This is a genomic window from Algibacter lectus (assembly GCF_900112395.1).
GTDB lineage: Bacteria > Bacteroidota > Bacteroidia > Flavobacteriales > Flavobacteriaceae > Algibacter > Algibacter lectus.
In genome coordinates, this window is record NZ_FOLN01000016.1 from 30,578 (window position 1) to 50,448 (window position 19,871).

Consider the following 19,871-nt stretch of genomic DNA (forward strand, 5'->3'; position numbering starts at 1 on the left):
AAGAAGATAAATAACTATAACCCCCTATGAAAAAAACTACTTATCAAAACAAAGGTTTAGCAATATTGCTATTTTTATTGAGTTTGCAAACCTTTGCCCAAAACTATGTGCCGTTTTCATCTCGATTTGATCAAGATGTTAAAGGTGATATTGTTTTAATTGGTAATAATATTCTTGGTCCGAGTAATAATGCATTTAATAACAATTTTGAATATAATAATAGGGTCAATATGCAATATATTGATATTGATAGTGATCCATCAACGTTTAGTTCGTCTAGTGCAGATTTGGCTATTCCTAATCCAGATTGTTATCGTATAGTTAGAGCAGATTTGTATTGGGCGGCTGTTAATCCGGGAAGTGAACCAATAACAGATGTTAAATTTAAAGGTCCAACAGGGGGGTATAATGATATTACAGGTACTGTAATTTTTGATGCGGGTACAAGTTCTGTTGATGGAGGTAATAGTTATTCTTATGCATGCCATGCCGATGTTACTAGTATTGTTACAGCTTTTGGCTCTGTATCTGATTTGGGAACTTATACGGTTGCCAATGTATCATCTGCTGTAGGTAGATCTCAAAATGTTGGAAACGGAACAGGTCAGTCAGCAGGTTGGTCTCTTTTTATCGTATATGAAGATCCTACATTACCTGGTAAATCAATAACAAGTTTCGATGGGTTTAGTGCCATTAGTGCCGCCCAAAACCCTTTTGCTGATATTTCAATAAGTGGGTTTAGAACCGTTCCTGCTCCTGCGCCTGTAAGAGCTAATTTTGCATTTGCTACATTAGAAGGGGATAAACGTATTACAGGTGACCGTTTAAGACTTAATGGATCAAGTTTATCCACAGTAGATCGTCCTTCAAATAATTTTTTTAATAGTTCTGTTACTCAATTAAGTGCTTTACCTGTAAATAACAGGAATCCAAATAGTACTAATACTTTAGGTTTTGATACAGGTATTTTGTCTGTTCCTAATCCTTCCAATTCTGTTATTGCCAATGATGCAACTTCAGCTGTTGTACGTCTAGAAACTGGTGGAGACACATATTTTCCATACTTTTTCGCAATGGCTGTAGAAATTATTGAACCAAAAATTGTACTTACTAAAATTGTTGAAGATAATACCGGTGCTAATATTGGTGGACAAATAGTAGAACTTGGTGATCAATTAAATTATGTTATCGGTTTCCAAAATACTGGTAATGATGATGCAACCGAGCTTTTTATTAGAGATATATTACCAACCAATGTGGTTTTTGATTACCCTAGTGATCTTGCTTTATTACCGCCAGGGGTTTCGGTAGAAAGTTATAACGAAGCTACAAGAGAGTTGCTTTTTAGAGTAGATCCATCTGCTGTAGAAGAAAACGATCCGGTTCAAGAAATTAGATTTGCAGTAACTGTAGTTGCAACTTGTAGTTTATTAAGTAATGCTTGTTCTAATTTAATTGATAATCAGGCTTTTGCGACTTATAAAGGAACGTTAAATCCGATTTTTACAATTTCTGATGATCCTAGTTTTTCTGAAAATACAGGCTGTTTATTAAATCCAGCAGCAACTAATTTTCTTGCAGATATTAACGATTGTGTTTTTGAAGAAGAAGTTATTTTATGTGGAGCCACTACTGAGTTAGTGGCCGCTGATGGTTATAACAACTATACATGGTCTACTAGTGAATCATTAACACCGGTTATAGGAAATACACAATCTATTACGGTTTCGGAAACAGGAACGTACTATGTTTATAATGAGGCTGTAGCGCCTTGTCAATCTATTACTCAGGTTTTTAGAGTTGTTAATTTTGGAACAACGGTTACTAACCCTGTAATTCCATTTGCAGATGAGGTTGTTGTTTGTCCGAATGATGGAAAGGAATTACCAAATATCTTTTTATGTGGTGCAAACGATTCAACTTCAATTCAAACAGGTATTTCCGATACATCGTCCATGATATGGGAAAAATTAAACGAAGCTAGTTGTGATGCTGTAACAAATCAAGATTGTGCTAACGAAAGTGATTCTTGTACATGGAATCAAGTTCAAACAGGACCAAATTTTGATGCCGATACTGCGGGGCAATACCGATTAACTTTAAATTACGCTGGAGGTTGTTTCAGTCAGTATTATTTTAATGTTTATGAAAATATATTAGAACCTAACGTATCATCACGCGATATATATTGTAACACTGCAGGAGAAATAGTAGTAGGTGGTGTACCTAGTGGATACGAATACAGTATTGATGGTACAAACTATCAAGATAGTAATGTGTTTTCTGTAACAACAGCAGATATTTATACGGTTTATATTAGACAAGTAGGTGTGTCTCCAAACCCATGTATTTTTACAGTACCAGATGTACAAATTAGAGAGCGTGATTTTACAACTTCAGTAATTATAGAGCAACCACTTTGTTACGGTGAAAAAGGAAATGTAATTCTTGCTGCTAACGATGTAAGAGCTCAATATAATTTTTCAATTTATAGTGGAGTTACCATTATTAACGGAGTTGGGCCAATAAATGATAGTAGTCATGAGTTTGAAAACCTTAACCCTGGTTTTTATACTGTTAATATTTCTACGGAAGATGGTTGTGTTCATTCTGAAATTATAGAAATTATTAATCCAGAATTATTAACAGCAACTTCTGCGTTAACAAGTCCTTTAACATGTTCTGATGGTGAAATTACAATTTATCCAGATGGAGGTACAGCACCATATTTTTATTTTATAAATGGCGCAACAGATTTTCAAACCGTTCCAACTATAGATTTTACAGCAGCAGGTGTTTTTGATATTAGAGTAGTAGATTCTAATAACTGTGTTGCCACGACGTCTATAACGGTAGAAGATAATCCTGCTCCAGTTTTCAATACAAGTCATGACGATATTTTATGTTACAATAATAATACTGGAGAAATTGAGTTTAATGTCACTAACGCAAATGGATATACTCTAGAATATAGTATTGATAATGGAGTTACTTACGTTACTAATCCTGTTTTTTCAAATCTTAGTGCAGGAGATTATGAAGCTATTCTAAAATACTCTCTCGATGGGTCGGAATGTTTTTCAACCCCAGAAAGTATTACAATAAGCCAACCAGATAATGCTTTAACAGCATCATCTGGAGTGTCTGAATTAGCTGGTTGTGGACCTTCAGGAGAAGGTAAAGTACGTATTACAAATCCACAAGGCGGAACACCTCCTTATGAGTACAGTTTTGATAATCAAGGAAGTTGGATAACTTCAAACGAAGCTTTTGTAACTCCAGGAACTTATACATTATATATTAGGGATGCAAATGATTGTATTTATGCAATGCCAGAAATCACTTTAGATCCTGAGCCAGTAGATCCAACCATAGATATTTCTGAACCTGAATTTAACTGTGACGGTACAGCCAATGCAACTGTAACAGTTACCAACTCAGAGTTAGATATGTTTACTTATAACTACTTATTAGATGGTGTAGCAAATACAAATACAGCAGATCCAACTGTGTTTTTAGATGTGCCAAATGGTTCTCATACTATTACTGTAGATTATCAATTAAGAAGTGTAACTACGTATAGTAATTTATTATATGAAAACTTTGGATATGGTGAAGATACCTCTTCACCTGGGATAAACCCGACTTATTATTGTTTTGAAAGACAGGTAGTAGGGTCGGAATGTAAAGGTCAAATTAATATTCAAGATGGTGATTACTCTGTTACAGCTGAAATTGTAAGACCATATGGCACTTGGCTTCAACCTGGAGATCATACACCAGCGACGACACCGGCAACTGCAGATGGTAGATATTTGGCTGTAAATATTGGTTCTAGCATACCTGCAACTGAAATACTTTATGAAAAATTCATAGATAATATAATTCCAAATCAACCTATTAATGTTGAGTTTTATGCTATAAATCTATTGAGATCAGGGACATCAGGAGCTAATCCTGATTTAGCAGTTGCTTTAATTGATGCATCTGGTAATGAAATTTCTTCTTACAGTACGGGAGAAATACCAAAAAGTAATCAATGGGAAGAGTATCCAAAAACACCAATTACATTAGATCCAGGAGCTAACACTAGTTTACGATTTATATTAAGATCTAATGTGCAACAAAATGGAGGTAATGATGTTGCTGTTGATGATATTACCGTATATCAATTACCAAGAAGTTGTGTAACAGAAGTAGAATTTCCTTTTGTTGTAGATTCAGGTAGAGCTTTTTCTGCAAGTATAACAGGATCTGAAAATGTAAGTTGTAACGGAGCAACAGATGGTAGTATTAGTATTGCTGCTCAAAATTTTGATAGCACTACAGGATTTGAATATTCTACAGATAACGGAGCGACTTGGACAACCCAAATGACTTCTCCTTATACAATTACAGGTTTAGGTGCAGACACTTATGATGTGCTGATACGCTTTGAAACATGTAGTTTCCCTTTTTCTCAAACTATTTCTGAGCCAGGGCTTTTTGAAGTTACCGCTTCAGGAACACCAATTACATGTATTACTGGTTCTACAGTAACAGCATCGGCTTCAGGCGGAACAGCGGATTATAGTTACGAGTTGTTAGAAACAGCAACTTTAAATTTAGTATCTAATTTCCCAAGTAATGGTATTTTAACAAATATTTCAGCAGGAGATTATACAATAAGAGCTACCGATGCTAACAATTGTACAGCTACTACTACACTTACTCTATCTGGTGTAACTGCTCCAACAGCAACAATAAGTACGAGTTCTAATTTCTGCTATAATCCAACAAGCGGCGGATCTTTAGTTGTAGATGCTGCAGGCGGACAAACTCCTTATGAATACAGTATTACAAGTGGAGTTTATCAAGATAGCAATACGTTTAACAATTTAGCACCAGGTAACTATACAGTTACAGTTCGCGATGCTAACGGATGTACAGTTGTTTTACCTGCTGAAACTATAGCGCCTCAAGTAGCTGTAGCAGTAGAGTTAACAAAAGAATTAGATTGTACAACTTCTCCAGAAGCTTCAATTTCAGGAACTATTTCTCAAGGTTATGCTCCATATACAGTTGCTTTATTACAAGGTACAGGAACGGTATCTTTAACAGGAAACACATTTAGCTTAGATACAGCAATAGCCGGTGCTTATCAATTTGAAGTAACCGATTCTGAAGGTTGTGTTGTAGCATCTAATGTTATTAATGTAAATGCGATATCAACTCCAACAGTTTCAGCTACTCAAGTTAATGTTACTTGCAACAGTAATTCTGATGGATCAGTACAGTTAACAGGCTCAGGAGGATCTGGTGGTTATACTTATAGTGATGATAATGTAACGTTTTCAGCAACAAACACCTTTACAGGTTTAGCGGCTGGTACTTATAGTTTTTATGTAAAAGATAGTAAAGATTGTACAAATACGGTAAGTGTTACTATTACAGAACCAACCACTTTAGCAGCGACAGCAAATGCAACGGAGTTTAGTTGTAGTGCAACTAATACAAAAGAAGATGCCACAATTACTATTGCTGTTCCAACAACGGGAACATCTCCTTATCAGTATAGTTTTAATGGTGGTACAACGTTTACATCTAATAATTCATTAACGATTAATGATAACGGAACAACACAAACATTTTCTTATGTTGTTAAGGATGCTAATGGTTGTTTAACAGCAGCTCAAAATATTTCTATTGAACCTTTAAACCCTCCAACAGATTTATCTGTTTCAGTAACCGATATTACGTGTTTAGCAACAGAAGCTACAGCAACTATAACGGCTACCAATGGAGTAGGAGTTTTACAATATGAAACTATTTCTCCTTCACCAATTATTGTAGCACAACAAACATCTAATGTTTTTAATAATCTAACTGCAGGAACTTATGTGTTTAGAGTAACAGATGTTAACGGTTGTTATTATACAGAATCTTATACTATCGATCCTGTTACAAACATTACCGTTACAGGTTTAAAATTAAGCGATGTACTTTGTAGTGGCGATACTACTGGAAGTGTTCAGTTTTCAGTAGCGGAATTTGCCTCAACTTATGCTTACACTATTAATGGAGGTACAGCTTTTACAGCGCAAACAAATGCAACAATAACACTAACAGGCTTACCTGCTGGAAATCAAACTATTGTTGTAACAGATGAAACTACGGGTTGTACAGCTACCGAAACCATTAACATTACGGAGCCAGCAACACCTTTATCTTTATCTGCAGTTGCAACTAATGTACATTGTAATAATTATAATTCACAAATAACGGTTACAGCAAATGACGGAACACCAAGTTATACTTATGCGGCAGTTTTAACAGGAGCAATACCTGCGGCAGCAGATTATAATAGTGGTAACGTTGTTACTGTAAATACAAGTACGGCAGCCAATTTAATTTGGGACGTGTATGTTAAAGATGCTAATGGTTGTACTGAATTTACAACAGTTACCATTATAGCAGAAACAGGTCCAACAGTTACGGCGCCAGCGGTATCTAACCAATGTACTGCAGCTTCAGGATTTACGTTTACAGTTTCAGGTACAGGAATCGCTCCATTATCTTATAGTATTAATGGCGGTGCTTCTTTTCAAACCAGTCCTACATTTACAGTAAATACTCCAGGAAATTATACTATCACAATTAAAGATGGTAATGGATGTATAGCAACAAGTGCAACAACAACAGATGTTTATGCACCACTTAGTGCAAGTGTATTATTAACAGAAGATCTTACATGTTCTTTACCTGTTGAAGCATCTATTGATATTTCAGTATCAGGAGGAAATACAACTTATACTTACGAGGTAAGTGATGATGGAGGTGCTAGTTACTCTACCATTTCAGGTTCACCTTATACAACAACTACAGCAGGCACATATCAATTTAGAATAACAGATGCCAACAGTTGTGATATTGTAACAAATAGTGTTACAGTTACACCAGCTACAGACCCAGTAATTTTAAGTGTAACCCAAACTCAAGATATTGCATGTTCTTCGGAAGAAACTGCGGCAATAGATATTTCTATAGATCCGTCGGTTGGTTTAGCGCCATTTGAAATAAATGTAACTAATACAACTACAGGTACAGATTATGGAACGCAAACTTCAGGTTTAGCAGCAGGAGATTATACAATTACAGTAACCGATGCTAAAGGTTGTACGGATACTGAAGCTATTAATATAGCACAGCCAGATCCAATTATTTTAGATTTTGATGTAGATCCAATTACTTGTGCAGCAGGTGGTGTTTCTTTAGGTCAAATTATTATAAATTCAGTTAGTGGTGGTACAGCTAATTATTCTTACCATGTTACAGGTGTAAATGGATACGATGTAGAAATAGCTAATCAACCAGGTACAAGTCAGGTTTTTGAAGTTGTAGATTTTGGTTTATATGAAATTATAATTACCGATGCGAATGGTTGTTCTGTAATTGAACAAAATATATTGGTAGCATCTCCACCAGATAATTTAGACATTGATATAAACACGACTGCGGATTGTTTGACAGGCGGAACTGCTGAGGTATCGATAGGATCACTTTTAACGGGTAACGGACCTTACCATTTTGCCATTTACGAAGGGCCAGGGATGGTGTATACGTCACCAACAAGTGGACCATGGCAAGATGAAGACGCTGTTGGTAGTGAAAAAACAACTTTTACAGGTTTAATTCCAGGAGCAACTTATACATTTATTGTTTTTGATGAATTAACAGGATGTTATTATTATGAAACATCGGATACAGCAGTGCCAACAAGCTCATCATTAACAACAACTTCAATTGTTCCTAACAACATTACCTGTACAGGTAGTGCAGATGGTACCGTCTCTTTTGATATTAACAGTATTTATGGTATTGATACCATTGTTAATTATGAAATTTATAATTCTCAATCTGTTACAACAACAGGTGTATCTGGAACAGGAACTGTACCAGCCAATGGTACTTTAACAGTTACAGATTTAGGTCTATTAGATTTTGGTAATTATATTATAGTTATAGAAGAAACTGTTGGAGTTAACGTAGGTTGTAGTGTGGTTACAAATTCATTTAACATTACAGAATCGGCTATTGAATTAAGCATAACAGCTTCATCTACAAAAAATGAAACTTGTAATGAGTTGGGTATTATTTCAGCTATAGCTAAAGACGGAACATCACCTTACGAATATCAGACTGTTTTAACAGGAGGTAGTGTAGATGATACAGCTTGGGGAACCTCTAATACGTTTAAATTAGCAGCAGGAGTTTACGATGTGTATACGCGAGATGCTTACGGTTGTGTTAGGTTTGAACAAGAAACTATTATTAAAGATCCGGAACCAACATTAAATACAGTGGCTCCGCAATGTTTTGATGGAACACCAATTAATATAACTTTAGTTGAAGGTACTGGTACAGCTATTACACCTTTAACTTACAGCATTGGTGGCGCATATCAATCTAGTCCTAATTTTACTATTACGGCAGCGCGAACTTATACTTTAAGTGTCCAAGATGGAAATGGTTGTATTGCAACACAAACTTACGTTGTAAACGCACCAATTTTATTAGATGCTAATCTTTCAAAAGAAATAGATTGTACAGTAACACCTGGTGCTACTATCGATTTAACACCTTCTGGAGGAACAGGAACTTATACCTATGAAGTTGATTATAACAGTACTGGTTATGCGGCTATAGCAGGTTCGCCTTACACGGCAGCTACAAGTGGAACATATCAATTTAGAGTTACAGATACACAAAATTGTATCGCAGAATCTGGAGTAATTGTTGTTGAAGATGCAATAATTCCAACATTAACTACAGTTGAAACGAACGTAACTTGTAATCTAGGTGCAGACGGAAGTATTACTGTTACAGCAACAGGAGGCGTAGCACCTTTTGAATATAGTATCGATGGTGGTGCTTTTCAGGCTTCAAATGTATTTAGTAATTTAAGCCAAGGATCTTACGATATTGTTGTTAGAGATAGCAAAAATTGTGAGTCCCTTCCAGTTTCAGTGACTATTACAGAACCTACAATTGTTACAGGTTCTGGAGTTTTAACACAAGAGTTAACATGTGGGGCAGGAAACGCAACACAGCAAGCTATTGTAACTGTTACAGGTAGCGGTGGTACATCACCTTATACTTACAGTTTTGATGGTGGTGCAAATTATACATCTACAAATACATTTAATACTTACAATTCTGGAACAGTTTCAGCTTTTGTAAAAGATGCCAATGGTTGTATTAGTGCAACTTCAATAGATGTGGTGGTGCCTCCAACAGATGCTCCAACCGATTTAGATTTTGCTGCAACAGCTATTACTTGTGATGTTACAACAAGCGAGGTAACTTTAACAGTAACAAATGGTATTGCTCCATTTACGTTTGAAATTATATCTCCTGCAGCAAGTGTTGCATCAAACGGAACAGGTGTTTTCTCTGGATTAGCAGTTGGTGATTATGTATTTACAGTTACCGATGCTAGTGGGTGTTATTACACAGAATCTTATACTATAAACCCAGTTACTAATATTACAGTATCAGGATTATTAGTAGACGATGTTAGTTGTACATCTGGAAACGATGGCGCTGTAGATTTTACAGTAGCTAACTTTGCAAGCACTTATAGTTATACTATAAATGGAGGTACAGCAGTAACAGGACAAACAAGTTCTACTATAAATTTAACAGGATTGTCTGTTGGTAACCAAACTATAATAGTTACCGATGAGGCTACAAACTGTACAAGTACAGCAACTATTAATGTTAGTGAGCCTGCTTTATTAACGCTTGTAGAAGCAACTAATATTAATGCAAATTGTAATGTTGGTGCACAAGTAAGTGTAACGGCAAGTAATGGTACAGCTCCATATCAGTATGCTTTTGTTGAAGACGGTGTGGTACCAAGTACAGGAGATTATACAAATAGTGCAAGCGCTACTTTAGACCCAGCAACAAACACAAATTGGGATGTTTGGGTTATGGATAGCAACGGTTGTACAGATTTTATAGATGTTGTGATTACTACCGATGCTTTACCAACGGTAGATGTTCCAACTTTAGCATCAAATCAATGTAATTTAACAGGGGATGTTTACTCGTTTACAGTAACCAATCCAACAGGTGTTGTGCCGTTTGAGTATTCTATAGGGGAAGGCTTTCAAGCAGGTACAACATTCTCTGTTAACAATCCAGGAACGTATTTTGTAACTATTAAAGATGGTAACGGTTGTACATTTACAAATGCAACGCCAATAACTGTTTACGATGTTGTAGATGTTACATCTACTATCGAAGCGTTACCAAGTTGTAATGTAAACGATGGAGAGATTACAGTATCAGGTACTGGTGGTTCTGGTTCTTATGCATTCAGTATTAATCCTTCAGCAGGAATAACACAAGCAGGAAACACATTTTCAGGTCTTGCTGCCTTAACCAACTATACTGTAACTATTACAGATACAGTAACCAACTGTACAAATACAGTTGATGTTAATTTAGATCAAGCAACTCCGGTTAGCTTTACAGCAACAGCAATAGGTGTTACGTGTCTTGGTGATAGCGATGGTGTTATTACTGTAGATTTAGATGCATCTAATGATAATCCTTTATATACTTACGCTATTATTGCGGGACCAACAACGGTAACTGCGCAAAGCTCAAATGTATTTACAGGTTTACCAACAGGAAGTTATACAATTGAGGTAACTTCAGGAAGAGGTTGTACCGAAACAGAAATTGTATCAGTAGGTACGCCAACTGCTATTGTGGTTCCAACACCAACAGTTGAAGAGTTTGCTTGTATAGCAAATACAAATACATCAAACTATGCTACAATAACGGTAGCAGGTGTGTCTGGTGGTTCTGGTAATTTTATTACTTATGAATTTATTAGAGATGCCGATGGTGTTGTTGTTCAATCTAATTCTAGTAATGTTTACACAGTAACGAATACTTTAGGAGGAACATTCACAATAAATGTATATGATGATAAAGGATGTTTAGGTTCTACGTCGGCTTCGGTTAATCCATTTATTTCTTTAGATGATTTAACGATTACTATTGATAATGCTATTACATGTACAAATGATGAAGATGTTACAATTTCTGTAACAACATCAGGTGGTACGCCAACAAACTTACAATTCACTTTAGAAGATGTTGTTGGTAGTGTAAACGGCGGAGTTTATAGCCAAGTGAATACAACAGGAACCTTTACAGGTTTATCAATTGGTAATTATTTAGCTACAGTTGTTAATTTGGATACGGGTTGTATGGTACAAGATGTACACTATGTTAGTAACCCCGATACATTCGATCTTACTGTAGATAATGTAGTTGATGTTACTTGTTTTAGTGCTAATGATGGTAGTGTAGATGTTACATTTATTGATAGAACACCTACTCCGGTAGATAATGCAGGAGCATTTAATTATGAGGTATTCGATTATTTAGGTAATTCGGTTACAACCGGAACAGCAACAAACGCTGGGCCAGTTAATATTTCAGGACTTTTATCCGGAACATATAGCATTACGGCTACTTTAACAAATGCACCTTTTTGTACAGTAAATAAAAACTTTACTATTACTGCACCAACAGCAGCTTTAGCTATATCAGAAACACATACAGCTATTACTTGTGTAACGGGTAATAACGATGGTTCTATTTCTGCAAGTGCTACAGGTGGTTGGCCAGGTGCTTATGAATACCAGTTATCAAATACAGGCGGAACGGTTGTAGTACCGTTTGGAGCTGAAAGTAATTTTACTGGTTTAGTTGCCGGAAATTATACAGTTACTGTAAAAGATAGCTCTGGTTGTGAAGATTCTATTGATGTGTTGTTAGTAAACCCAACGCCAATTAATTTAACAGCGAGTGCAGATATTATTTTGCTAAACTGTTTTGGAGATAGTAATTCAACTATAACGGTTACTAGTACAGTAGGCGGACAAGGTAGTAACTACACATATACACTTAATATGGTTTCACCAACAGTAACGTCATCTGGCCCACAAACGGGAACATCGTTCTCAGGATTAGGCGCAGGAACTTATAATGTAACAGTAACCGATGGTTATAGTTGTAGTGAAACTTCAGCAGATATTATAATTACAGCACCTACAGAAGTAGAAGCAGTATTAGCAAAATCTACATCACCAACGTGTATCGATAGTGCCGAGTTAACTTTAAGTGCATCAGGAGGAACTGGGGCTTATGAATATAGTGAAACTAGTAATTTTGCAACAGTATTAGGTACGTTTGTATCTAGTGTTACTTTCGATGCTGCTCCAGGAGTTTATGCTTATTTTGTTAGAGATGCAAACGGCTGTACAGCAAATGTATCAAACGAGATTACTGTAGATGCATTACCTCCTTTAGAAGTAGATTTAGATACAACTAATGCAGCTATTAATTGTACTGGTGATACTACAGGAGTTATTATTGCTACAGCATCAGGTGGTTTAGGAAACTATATCTATACTTTACAAGATGGTTCTGGAACCGATATTACTCCAGCGCCAACTCAAAATAGTCCAGGTGTTTTCACAGGACTTACTGAAGGGAATTATTTAGTTGAGGTTGAAAGTGGAGATTGTTTAGAAACAAGTATTCCAGTTGCGATTACAGGACCTACAAATCCTTTAACTGTAAGTTATGTTGTGTCAGATGTAACATGTCCGGCTTCAGATGATGGTGTTTTAGATATTACTGCAACAGGAGGAACAGGGATTATTAAATATGCTATTTCACCTAGATTAGATCAATTCTTTGACGATCCTACTTTCGATGATTTAGCTCCAGGAATTTACCAAGCTATTGTTCAAGATGAATTAGGTTGTTTTGTAATTATAGATTTCGAAGTTGAAGATGCTACACCTCTTGTGTTAAGTCTTGTACCAAATTCTACTTTCCCTGAAGTTTGTGATGGTGATATGGATGGAGAATTTAGTGTAGACCTTGTTGGTGGCGAAATGCCATATAGCGTTGTTCTAGACGATCTTACTGCTGGTTATACATTAGGAGGAGCAACTCAAACACAATTCGATTTTACTAACTTAAGTGGTGGCGATCATATTGTTTATGTTCGTGATAATTTAGGTTGTGAAACTGAATGGAATATTTCATTCCCAGAAGCGGTATTAATTAACCCAGAAGCTGAGGTTGAGTATGGTTGTTCAAACAATGCATCTACTAATACAGTAACTGTTTCTGTAGACGAAAGCATAACCGATTTAACCGATTTAGACTACTCATTAGATGGAGGTGCATATCAAGCTAGTAACATATTTACTAATGTGCCTGCAGGTCTTGGACATTATATAGATGTAAGACATACTAATGGTTGTATCAAGCGTACAGCACTTTTCGATATTAATGCTATTCAACCTTTATTATTAGGTATAGAAGCTGGTGGTTTAAATGAAATTGTTGCAACAGCAACAGGAGGAGAAGCACCTTACGAGTTTACTTTAAACGGTGAATCTTTCGGTAGTGCTACTTCATTTATTTATTACGAATCTGGAGATTACACGGTAACGGTAACCGATAGAAATGGTTGTATTGCAACAGCAACATTGTATTTTGAATTTGTTGATGTTTGTATTACTAATTACTTTACGCCAAATGGTGATGGTGTTTTAGATGAGTGGGGACCAGGTTGTACATCAATTTACAACGATTTAACTTTCGATATCTTCGATCGCTATGGTCGTGTGGTAGCTAAGTTAAAAGCTGGACAAAAATGGAACGGAGAATATCATGGTAAAGAACTACCTTCTGGAGATTACTGGTATGTAGTAAAACTTAATCATAGTAGAAATAACCGTGAGTTTGTTGGACATTTTACACTGTATAGGTAATGAAGACAAGTCTATTAATGTTTAGCTCAAAAGAAATTCAAATGAAAAAAATATTTATATATCTATTCCTTACAGTTATTGCAAACGCTTATAGTCAGGAACTTAACTTACCAGTTTTTACGCAACATTTAGCTGAAAACGATTTTGTAATATCGCCAACCTATGCAGGAATTGGCGATAACTTAAGACTAAGAGCTAATGGTTTAACGCAATGGGTTGGTATTAAAGATGCACCCGATAATCAATCGCTTTATGCAGATTTTAGAATTGCCGATCGTTCTGGTGTTGGTGTGTCTTTGTACAATGATAGAAATGGGTATACCATCCAAACGGGAGCTAAATTCTCGTTTGCTCACCATCTTATTTTAGATTATTATTCTAAGCAATACTTATCTTTTGGTATTTCTTTCAATATTAATAATTTCAGAATTGATGTCGATAAGTTTAACACTACTATTGAAAACCCGGTAATAGATCCGTTTGTTACTGACGATAGAAAAACATCAAATCAAAACTTCGATGTTGGTGCTTTATATCGTAATCATGGTTTCTTTTTAAGTTTCAATGCAAACAATGTACTTGCTAAACAAATTGAAGATTTTAGAGCGTTAGAACCAAATTTACTTTTAAACTATCAAATATATTCAGGATATACTTTTGAAGGACCAAAGAAAAGTGGCATCGAATTCGAGCCTTCAATTTTTTATCAAATGTTTGCAAGTGATAAACGTTCTGCAACTGATATCAACTTCAAAATGCGTAAGTTTAGTAGAAATGAAGACTATTATTGGGCCGGTATTTCATACCGTTTTCTTAACGATCAATTAATGAAACCTTTGAATATTGGACCAATGGCTGGTTTTAAAAAGAATATATTTTATTTTGGGTATTCGTACCAAGTAACCATGAATGGGTTGTCGTCTTATAACTCAGGAACGCATGTAATTACTATTGGTTTAGATTTTCTACAAGGTATAAGCAATTGCCCTTGTACGCAAAGTGCTGTGCATAAGTAATGCATTAGACGTTGTTTAAATCATAAAATGTTACACTACTTTTGTAGCTTCAAAAATGTAATATTTTTAGAATGGAATTACGAGCTAAACAGCGTATAGCTTTAAGTGTTTACTTTTTTTTATCAGGAATTTGTTTTGCTTCTTGGGCATCACGAATTCCTACCATAAAAACGTTTTTTAATTTAAACGAAGCCGAACTTGGAACCATACTTATCGCTATGCCAATAAGTTCTTTAATTGGTTTACCTATATCAGGTTGGTTAGTTTCTAAATTTGATAGCCGTGTTCCGTTAATATTTGCCTTTGTATTTTTTTCAATATCATTGGCAATGATAGGGTTTGCAACCACAACAATAGGTTTGGTTTTGGCTATTTCTAGCTTTGCATTTTGCTTACGGATTTTGAATATTTCTATAAACACACAATCCATCACTTTACAGAAGAAATTTGAAAAGCGGGTAGTAGGAGCTTTTCACGGGCTTTGGAGCACAGGAGGTCTGTTTGGGGTTTTATTTTCGACTTTAATGGTGAAGTTTGAAGTGCCTATTGGAACTCACTTATTGAGCATAGCCATTTTTACAATAACTGTGGCTCTAGCAACTTACAAATTCACTTTAAAAAATGATAAAGCACCTTCAGGGAATAAATTGATAATGAGTAAACCTGATCCATATATTATGTGTTTGGGTATTATTGTCTTCTTTGCAGCCATTTGCGAAGGTGGCATGTTCGACTGGAGTGGTGTTTACTTTAAAGAAGTTCTAAAGGAAGATGTTTTTACTTATGGTTATTTAATGTTTATGACAACCATGGCATTATCTCGTTTCTTTTCAGATAGGTTGGTAACCCGAATAGGTGTTTTAAAAACCTATCTTTTAAGCAGTACTTTAATTGTTATAGGTATTTCTATGGCGGTGTTATTACCTAAGTTCTGGACCGCTTTATTTGGTTTCTTTTTAGTTGGTTTTGGTACGGCTGCATTTTTTCCGCTTACCATGTCTTTAGCGGGAAGTTCTAAAAAATATTCACCAGGCATGGCAATTTCAATAATAACAACCTACGCCATTGCAGGAATGCTTATCGGGCCGCCATTAATTGGTTATTTAGCGCATGCTTTTGGCTTAAAAAATGCTTTTGGGCTCTTTATAGTGGTTGGTTTACTGTTTATTCCAGTAGCTTTTGCACTATTTCGATTTGAAGAAAAAGTAGAATCGTAATAAGTTATTATTTCTCTACAATTTCTATTTCGAATAATTTATCCCAACGTTTACCTGTTACAAATATGGTTTTAGTTTTAGGGTTGTAAGCAATGCCATTTAAAACATCTAAACCATCGTGTTGGGTTACAAGCTTCTTTAATGGAGAAAAGTCTATTACACCTATTACAGCACCGTTTTTTGGGTTAATAATAGCTACACCATCTTTTTGATAACGGTTTGCGAAAATTTTACCATCAATCCATTCCATTTCGTTGATGCCAATAATTTTACCTTTATTGGTAAATACTTGTATATATTCTTCTTCAACTAAAGTTTCAGGGTTTAATAACCATATTTTTTCGGTACCATCACTTTTATAAATCGATTTGTCGTTGTGTGTTAATCCCCAACCTTCTTTACTGTTAGCGTATTTAAAGCTGTTTAATTTCTCAAAGGTATTGGCATCGTAAACAAAACCTGTTCCTTTTTGCCATGTTAATTGGTAAACTTTATCGTTTAGTACGGTTAAACCTTCACCAAAAAACTCATCGGCTAAATTGATGTTTTTAAATACTTTTCCTGTTTTGTAATCTACTTTTCTAAGTTTAGATTCTTTGTGTTGACCTGTACTTTCGTAAAGTGTATCCTTGTAAAATTCTAAACCTTGCGTGTAAGATGTAATATCATGTGGATATTCATTTAAAATATTATAAGTAAATATTTTTGGAGATTCATTATTCAAAATAGTAACCGATGTCGTAATCGTTTGCTTTTCACCATTAAAGTAAACAGTAGCTTCTACAGTTTGCTTTCCTAGTTTAAAATTGCTTAAATCGAAATTGTTATCAATTTGTTTGCCATCTAATGTATAAGAAACGGAATCGATTTTATGACTTTTTTTGTTTTCTAAACTTAGTTTTAGAGTCTCATTTACTGAAATATTGCCTTTTTTGGCGTTTGTTATGACGCTGAAATCATTTTTTTTGAGTCCGTTATTAGATCCGCAAGCAATAATAATTGTGCTTAAAAATATGATTGTTAAGTGTTTGAATGTTTTCATTTTGAGCTTTAAATTTTAAGCAAGATATTTATTTAAAATCAGAGTAAAAAAATATTGTGAATTTTTTAAAAGGTTGTATATTTGCACCCGGCAAGTCCTACACAACTAGCTCCTGTTGAATCCTCCAGGGCGGGAACGCAGCAAAGGTAAATGGTTGTAGCAGTGTGATGTAGGTAGCTTGCCTTTTTTTATACAATAAACTGAAATCTTGAAAGCTTATGCTTATCGAGATTTTTTAGTTTTAAAGCGTTTCTTCATTTTAAAACTATCTTGTAAATTAAGCGGTATATTAAAATTCATTGTTAATTTTGTACTCATAATATCATTCTAAAAATTATGTCTAAAGTTGTATTAATTACAGGAGGTTCTTCGGGAATAGGTAAATCTATTGGTGAGTTTTTAAAAACAAGAGGATTTATTGTTTATGGAACCAGCAGAAATCCAGAAAAATATAAGGAAAGTAAATTCCCTATTTTGGCTTTAGATGTAAAAGACAACCAAACTATTTTAGAAACCGTTTCTACAATTATTGAGAAAGAGGGCAGACTAGATGTTGTGGTTAATAATGCGGGTGCTGGAATTACAGGACCTATTGAAGAAATTCCGGATGCAGAAATTAAAAATAATTTTGACACTAATTTCTTCGGACCTATAAATGTGATAAAAGCGGTTTTACCACAGATGAGAAAGCAAAATGCAGGCTTAATTATAAATGTAACCTCTATAGCGGGCTATATGGGTTTACCTTATCGTGGCGTTTATAGTGCGAGTAAAGGTGCTTTAGAATTAATTACTGAAGCTTTCAGGATGGAGTTAAAGGATTTTAATATTAAAATGACTAATGTTGCTCCTGGTGATTTTGCAACTAATATTGCTGCGGGTAGATATCATGCGCCATTATTAGAAAATTCACCTTACAAAAAGCCTTATGGCGATACATTAAGCTTAATGGACTCTCATGTTGAAGGTGGAAGTGACCCAGGGGAAATGGCTCAGGCAGTTTTTAATATTATCAATACTAAAAACCCTAAAATACATTACAAAGTGGGGGCGTTTATGCAGAAATTTTCTATTGTATTGAAGCGTATTCTTCCGGATAAGGTTTATGAAAAAATGTTAATGAATCACTATAAATTATAGAAACTTATTTGTTAAGTAACCCAACAAGTTGCTCTTCAAACTTACCATAAAAAATATTAGTATTCCCATTAACAATCTTCTTATTTTTATTGATAATGAAGGTTTTTGTCATAGGGTGAATAGCTAAAGCTTCTGTAGCTAGTTTTGGCGATTTAAAGAAGTATTCATTACCGCTAACAAAGCCATTAGATTGTAATGCGCGTTTTGCCTTGTTTACATTATAGCTGTCAATATTGATACTTACAAATGTTACTTCTGGATATTTTGATTTTAATCGGTTTAACTTGTGATGGCTGCTTTTAAAATGATCGTAATACGTATTAGACCAAAACGTAATTACCGTTGTGCCATTAACCAAATCGCTTAAATCTTTAGAGTTGTTTTTATAATCTACAATATCCAGATTAGGTAAACTGTTTCCAGCATTTAACTTGCTAACAGCTTCGGCAAAATTGATAATCATTTTTTTGCCTTTAACATTTTCAGTTTTAGCTAAATAATTTTTAAGAATGGTATTGGTTTCGTCAGTATCATCACTTAAAGATAAAAATTTAACCGTGTAATGGTATAGCAATTCTTCTTTTAAACCTTTATCGGAAATTAAACTGTCTATTTGTTTTAGTCTATCTAGGTTAAAACAAAGCGAGCGACCTTTTTTAAAGTCGTCTTTGTTGCAATGGTCCATATGCTCGTTGAGCGCAAGGTTGCTAACATTCGATTTTAAAAACCATTTATAAGCAATAAAGTCTTTTAGTTTAGCATTATTATAATCTATATTATTTCTATAAGCATAAAAATCTTTAGGTAGTGTTTTAAAAATTTCTTCTATTTGATTTCTATTACTTCTAAATGGGTAAGTTTCTTTACTCGCGTAATATGAGTAATTAATGTGTTGTAAAATTAAATTCTCGAAAGCATCACTAACATCGTTCTTCTTTTTGAACTTTTTGAATTGTGCAATTTGAGATTGTTTTATAGAATCTAGTTTAGAAGTAAAAGCTTGAGGATTTAGTGATCTAAATCTACGAACGGCTTGTTCTGTTTTTTTGTTTTCTAAAAACTCGTTAAGTAAAAAATTGTTTTGCTTTGCGCCACGACCTGTATAAACTAGCGATTCATCAAAATCAAAAGTATTTAACCTAAATAGTAAACTATCATTAGGTTCTAACATAATCATTTGATATTCGCTACCGTGTCTAAACGTGTAAATACCTGGGTAGAAGTTATCTATTTTGTAAAAGAAACGATTTCGTCCATCGAGCTTAATAGTGTCAATAGTTTTGTTTTTACTCTCTAGAATAATGGTGTTTTCAGTAGGATTTATAATTTCACCTCCAATATAGGCAAAATCATCGCTCTCGTTGTGAGCGCTATTTTTGCAGCTTGATATTAGAAGTACAATTGATAATATTGAAAATAATACTCTCATGTAAAAATCCTTAATTAGGTAAAGTGTTTGTACAACAAAAGTATGTCTTGTTTTTATAATCTGCTGTTAATGCGTTGTTAAAAGTTATTTAGACTTATAATAGATTAAACAAGATGTTGAGTTAAAAAATAGGGCTTCGAAGTTTCTTCTTACCAATGAATTTTTCTACTT

The 19,871-nt window shown here is 34.6% G+C and carries 6 protein-coding genes and 1 other RNA gene; 5 read left to right on the top strand and 2 right to left on the bottom strand.

Annotated elements, in window-relative coordinates; genetic code table 11:
• Positions 1-26 precede the first annotated feature (26 nt).
• The 3 genes from BM246_RS19130 to BM246_RS19140 all read left to right on the top strand — a co-directional run bounded on the left by BM246_RS19130 (position 27) and on the right by BM246_RS19140 (position 16,089).
• Positions 27-13,856 carry a T9SS type B sorting domain-containing protein gene (locus BM246_RS19130; RefSeq protein WP_074940521.1) on the top strand — a complete coding sequence of 4,610 codons (13,830 nt, stop codon included), beginning with the start codon at positions 27-29 and terminating at the stop codon, positions 13,854-13,856.
• Positions 13,857-13,897: 41 nt separating this feature from the next.
• Positions 13,898-14,872, top strand: a complete 975-nt coding sequence (locus tag BM246_RS19135) for a PorP/SprF family type IX secretion system membrane protein (protein ID WP_074940557.1) — start codon at positions 13,898-13,900, stop codon at positions 14,870-14,872.
• 71 nt (positions 14,873-14,943) lie between these two features.
• Complete coding sequence (locus tag BM246_RS19140; protein ID WP_042504960.1) at positions 14,944-16,089, top strand: MFS transporter; 1,146 nt, start codon at positions 14,944-14,946, stop codon at positions 16,087-16,089.
• Positions 16,090-16,096: 7 nt separating this feature from the next.
• Here the strand turns inward: BM246_RS19140 and BM246_RS19145 are convergent, their stop codons facing one another.
• Positions 16,097-17,131 carry a glutaminyl-peptide cyclotransferase gene (locus tag BM246_RS19145; protein ID WP_074940524.1) on the bottom strand — a complete coding sequence of 345 codons (1,035 nt, stop codon included), beginning with the start codon at positions 17,129-17,131 and terminating at the stop codon, positions 16,097-16,099.
• Positions 17,132-17,219: 88 nt separating this feature from the next.
• Between BM246_RS19145 and ffs the strand changes: the two genes are divergently transcribed.
• An RNA gene (gene ffs / locus BM246_RS19150) (signal recognition particle sRNA small type) lies at positions 17,220-17,318 on the top strand.
• A 149-nt stretch (positions 17,319-17,467) separates the two neighbouring features.
• Positions 17,468-18,271 (top strand): SDR family oxidoreductase, encoded by an 804-nt coding sequence (locus tag BM246_RS19155; RefSeq protein ID WP_074940528.1) that lies wholly within the window; start codon positions 17,468-17,470, stop codon positions 18,269-18,271.
• A gap of 4 nt (positions 18,272-18,275) precedes the next feature.
• Here the strand turns inward: BM246_RS19155 and BM246_RS19160 are convergent, their stop codons facing one another.
• Positions 18,276-19,700, bottom strand: a complete 1,425-nt coding sequence (locus BM246_RS19160) for a TlpA family protein disulfide reductase (RefSeq protein WP_052415381.1) — start codon at positions 19,698-19,700, stop codon at positions 18,276-18,278.
• Positions 19,701-19,871 lie beyond the last annotated feature (171 nt).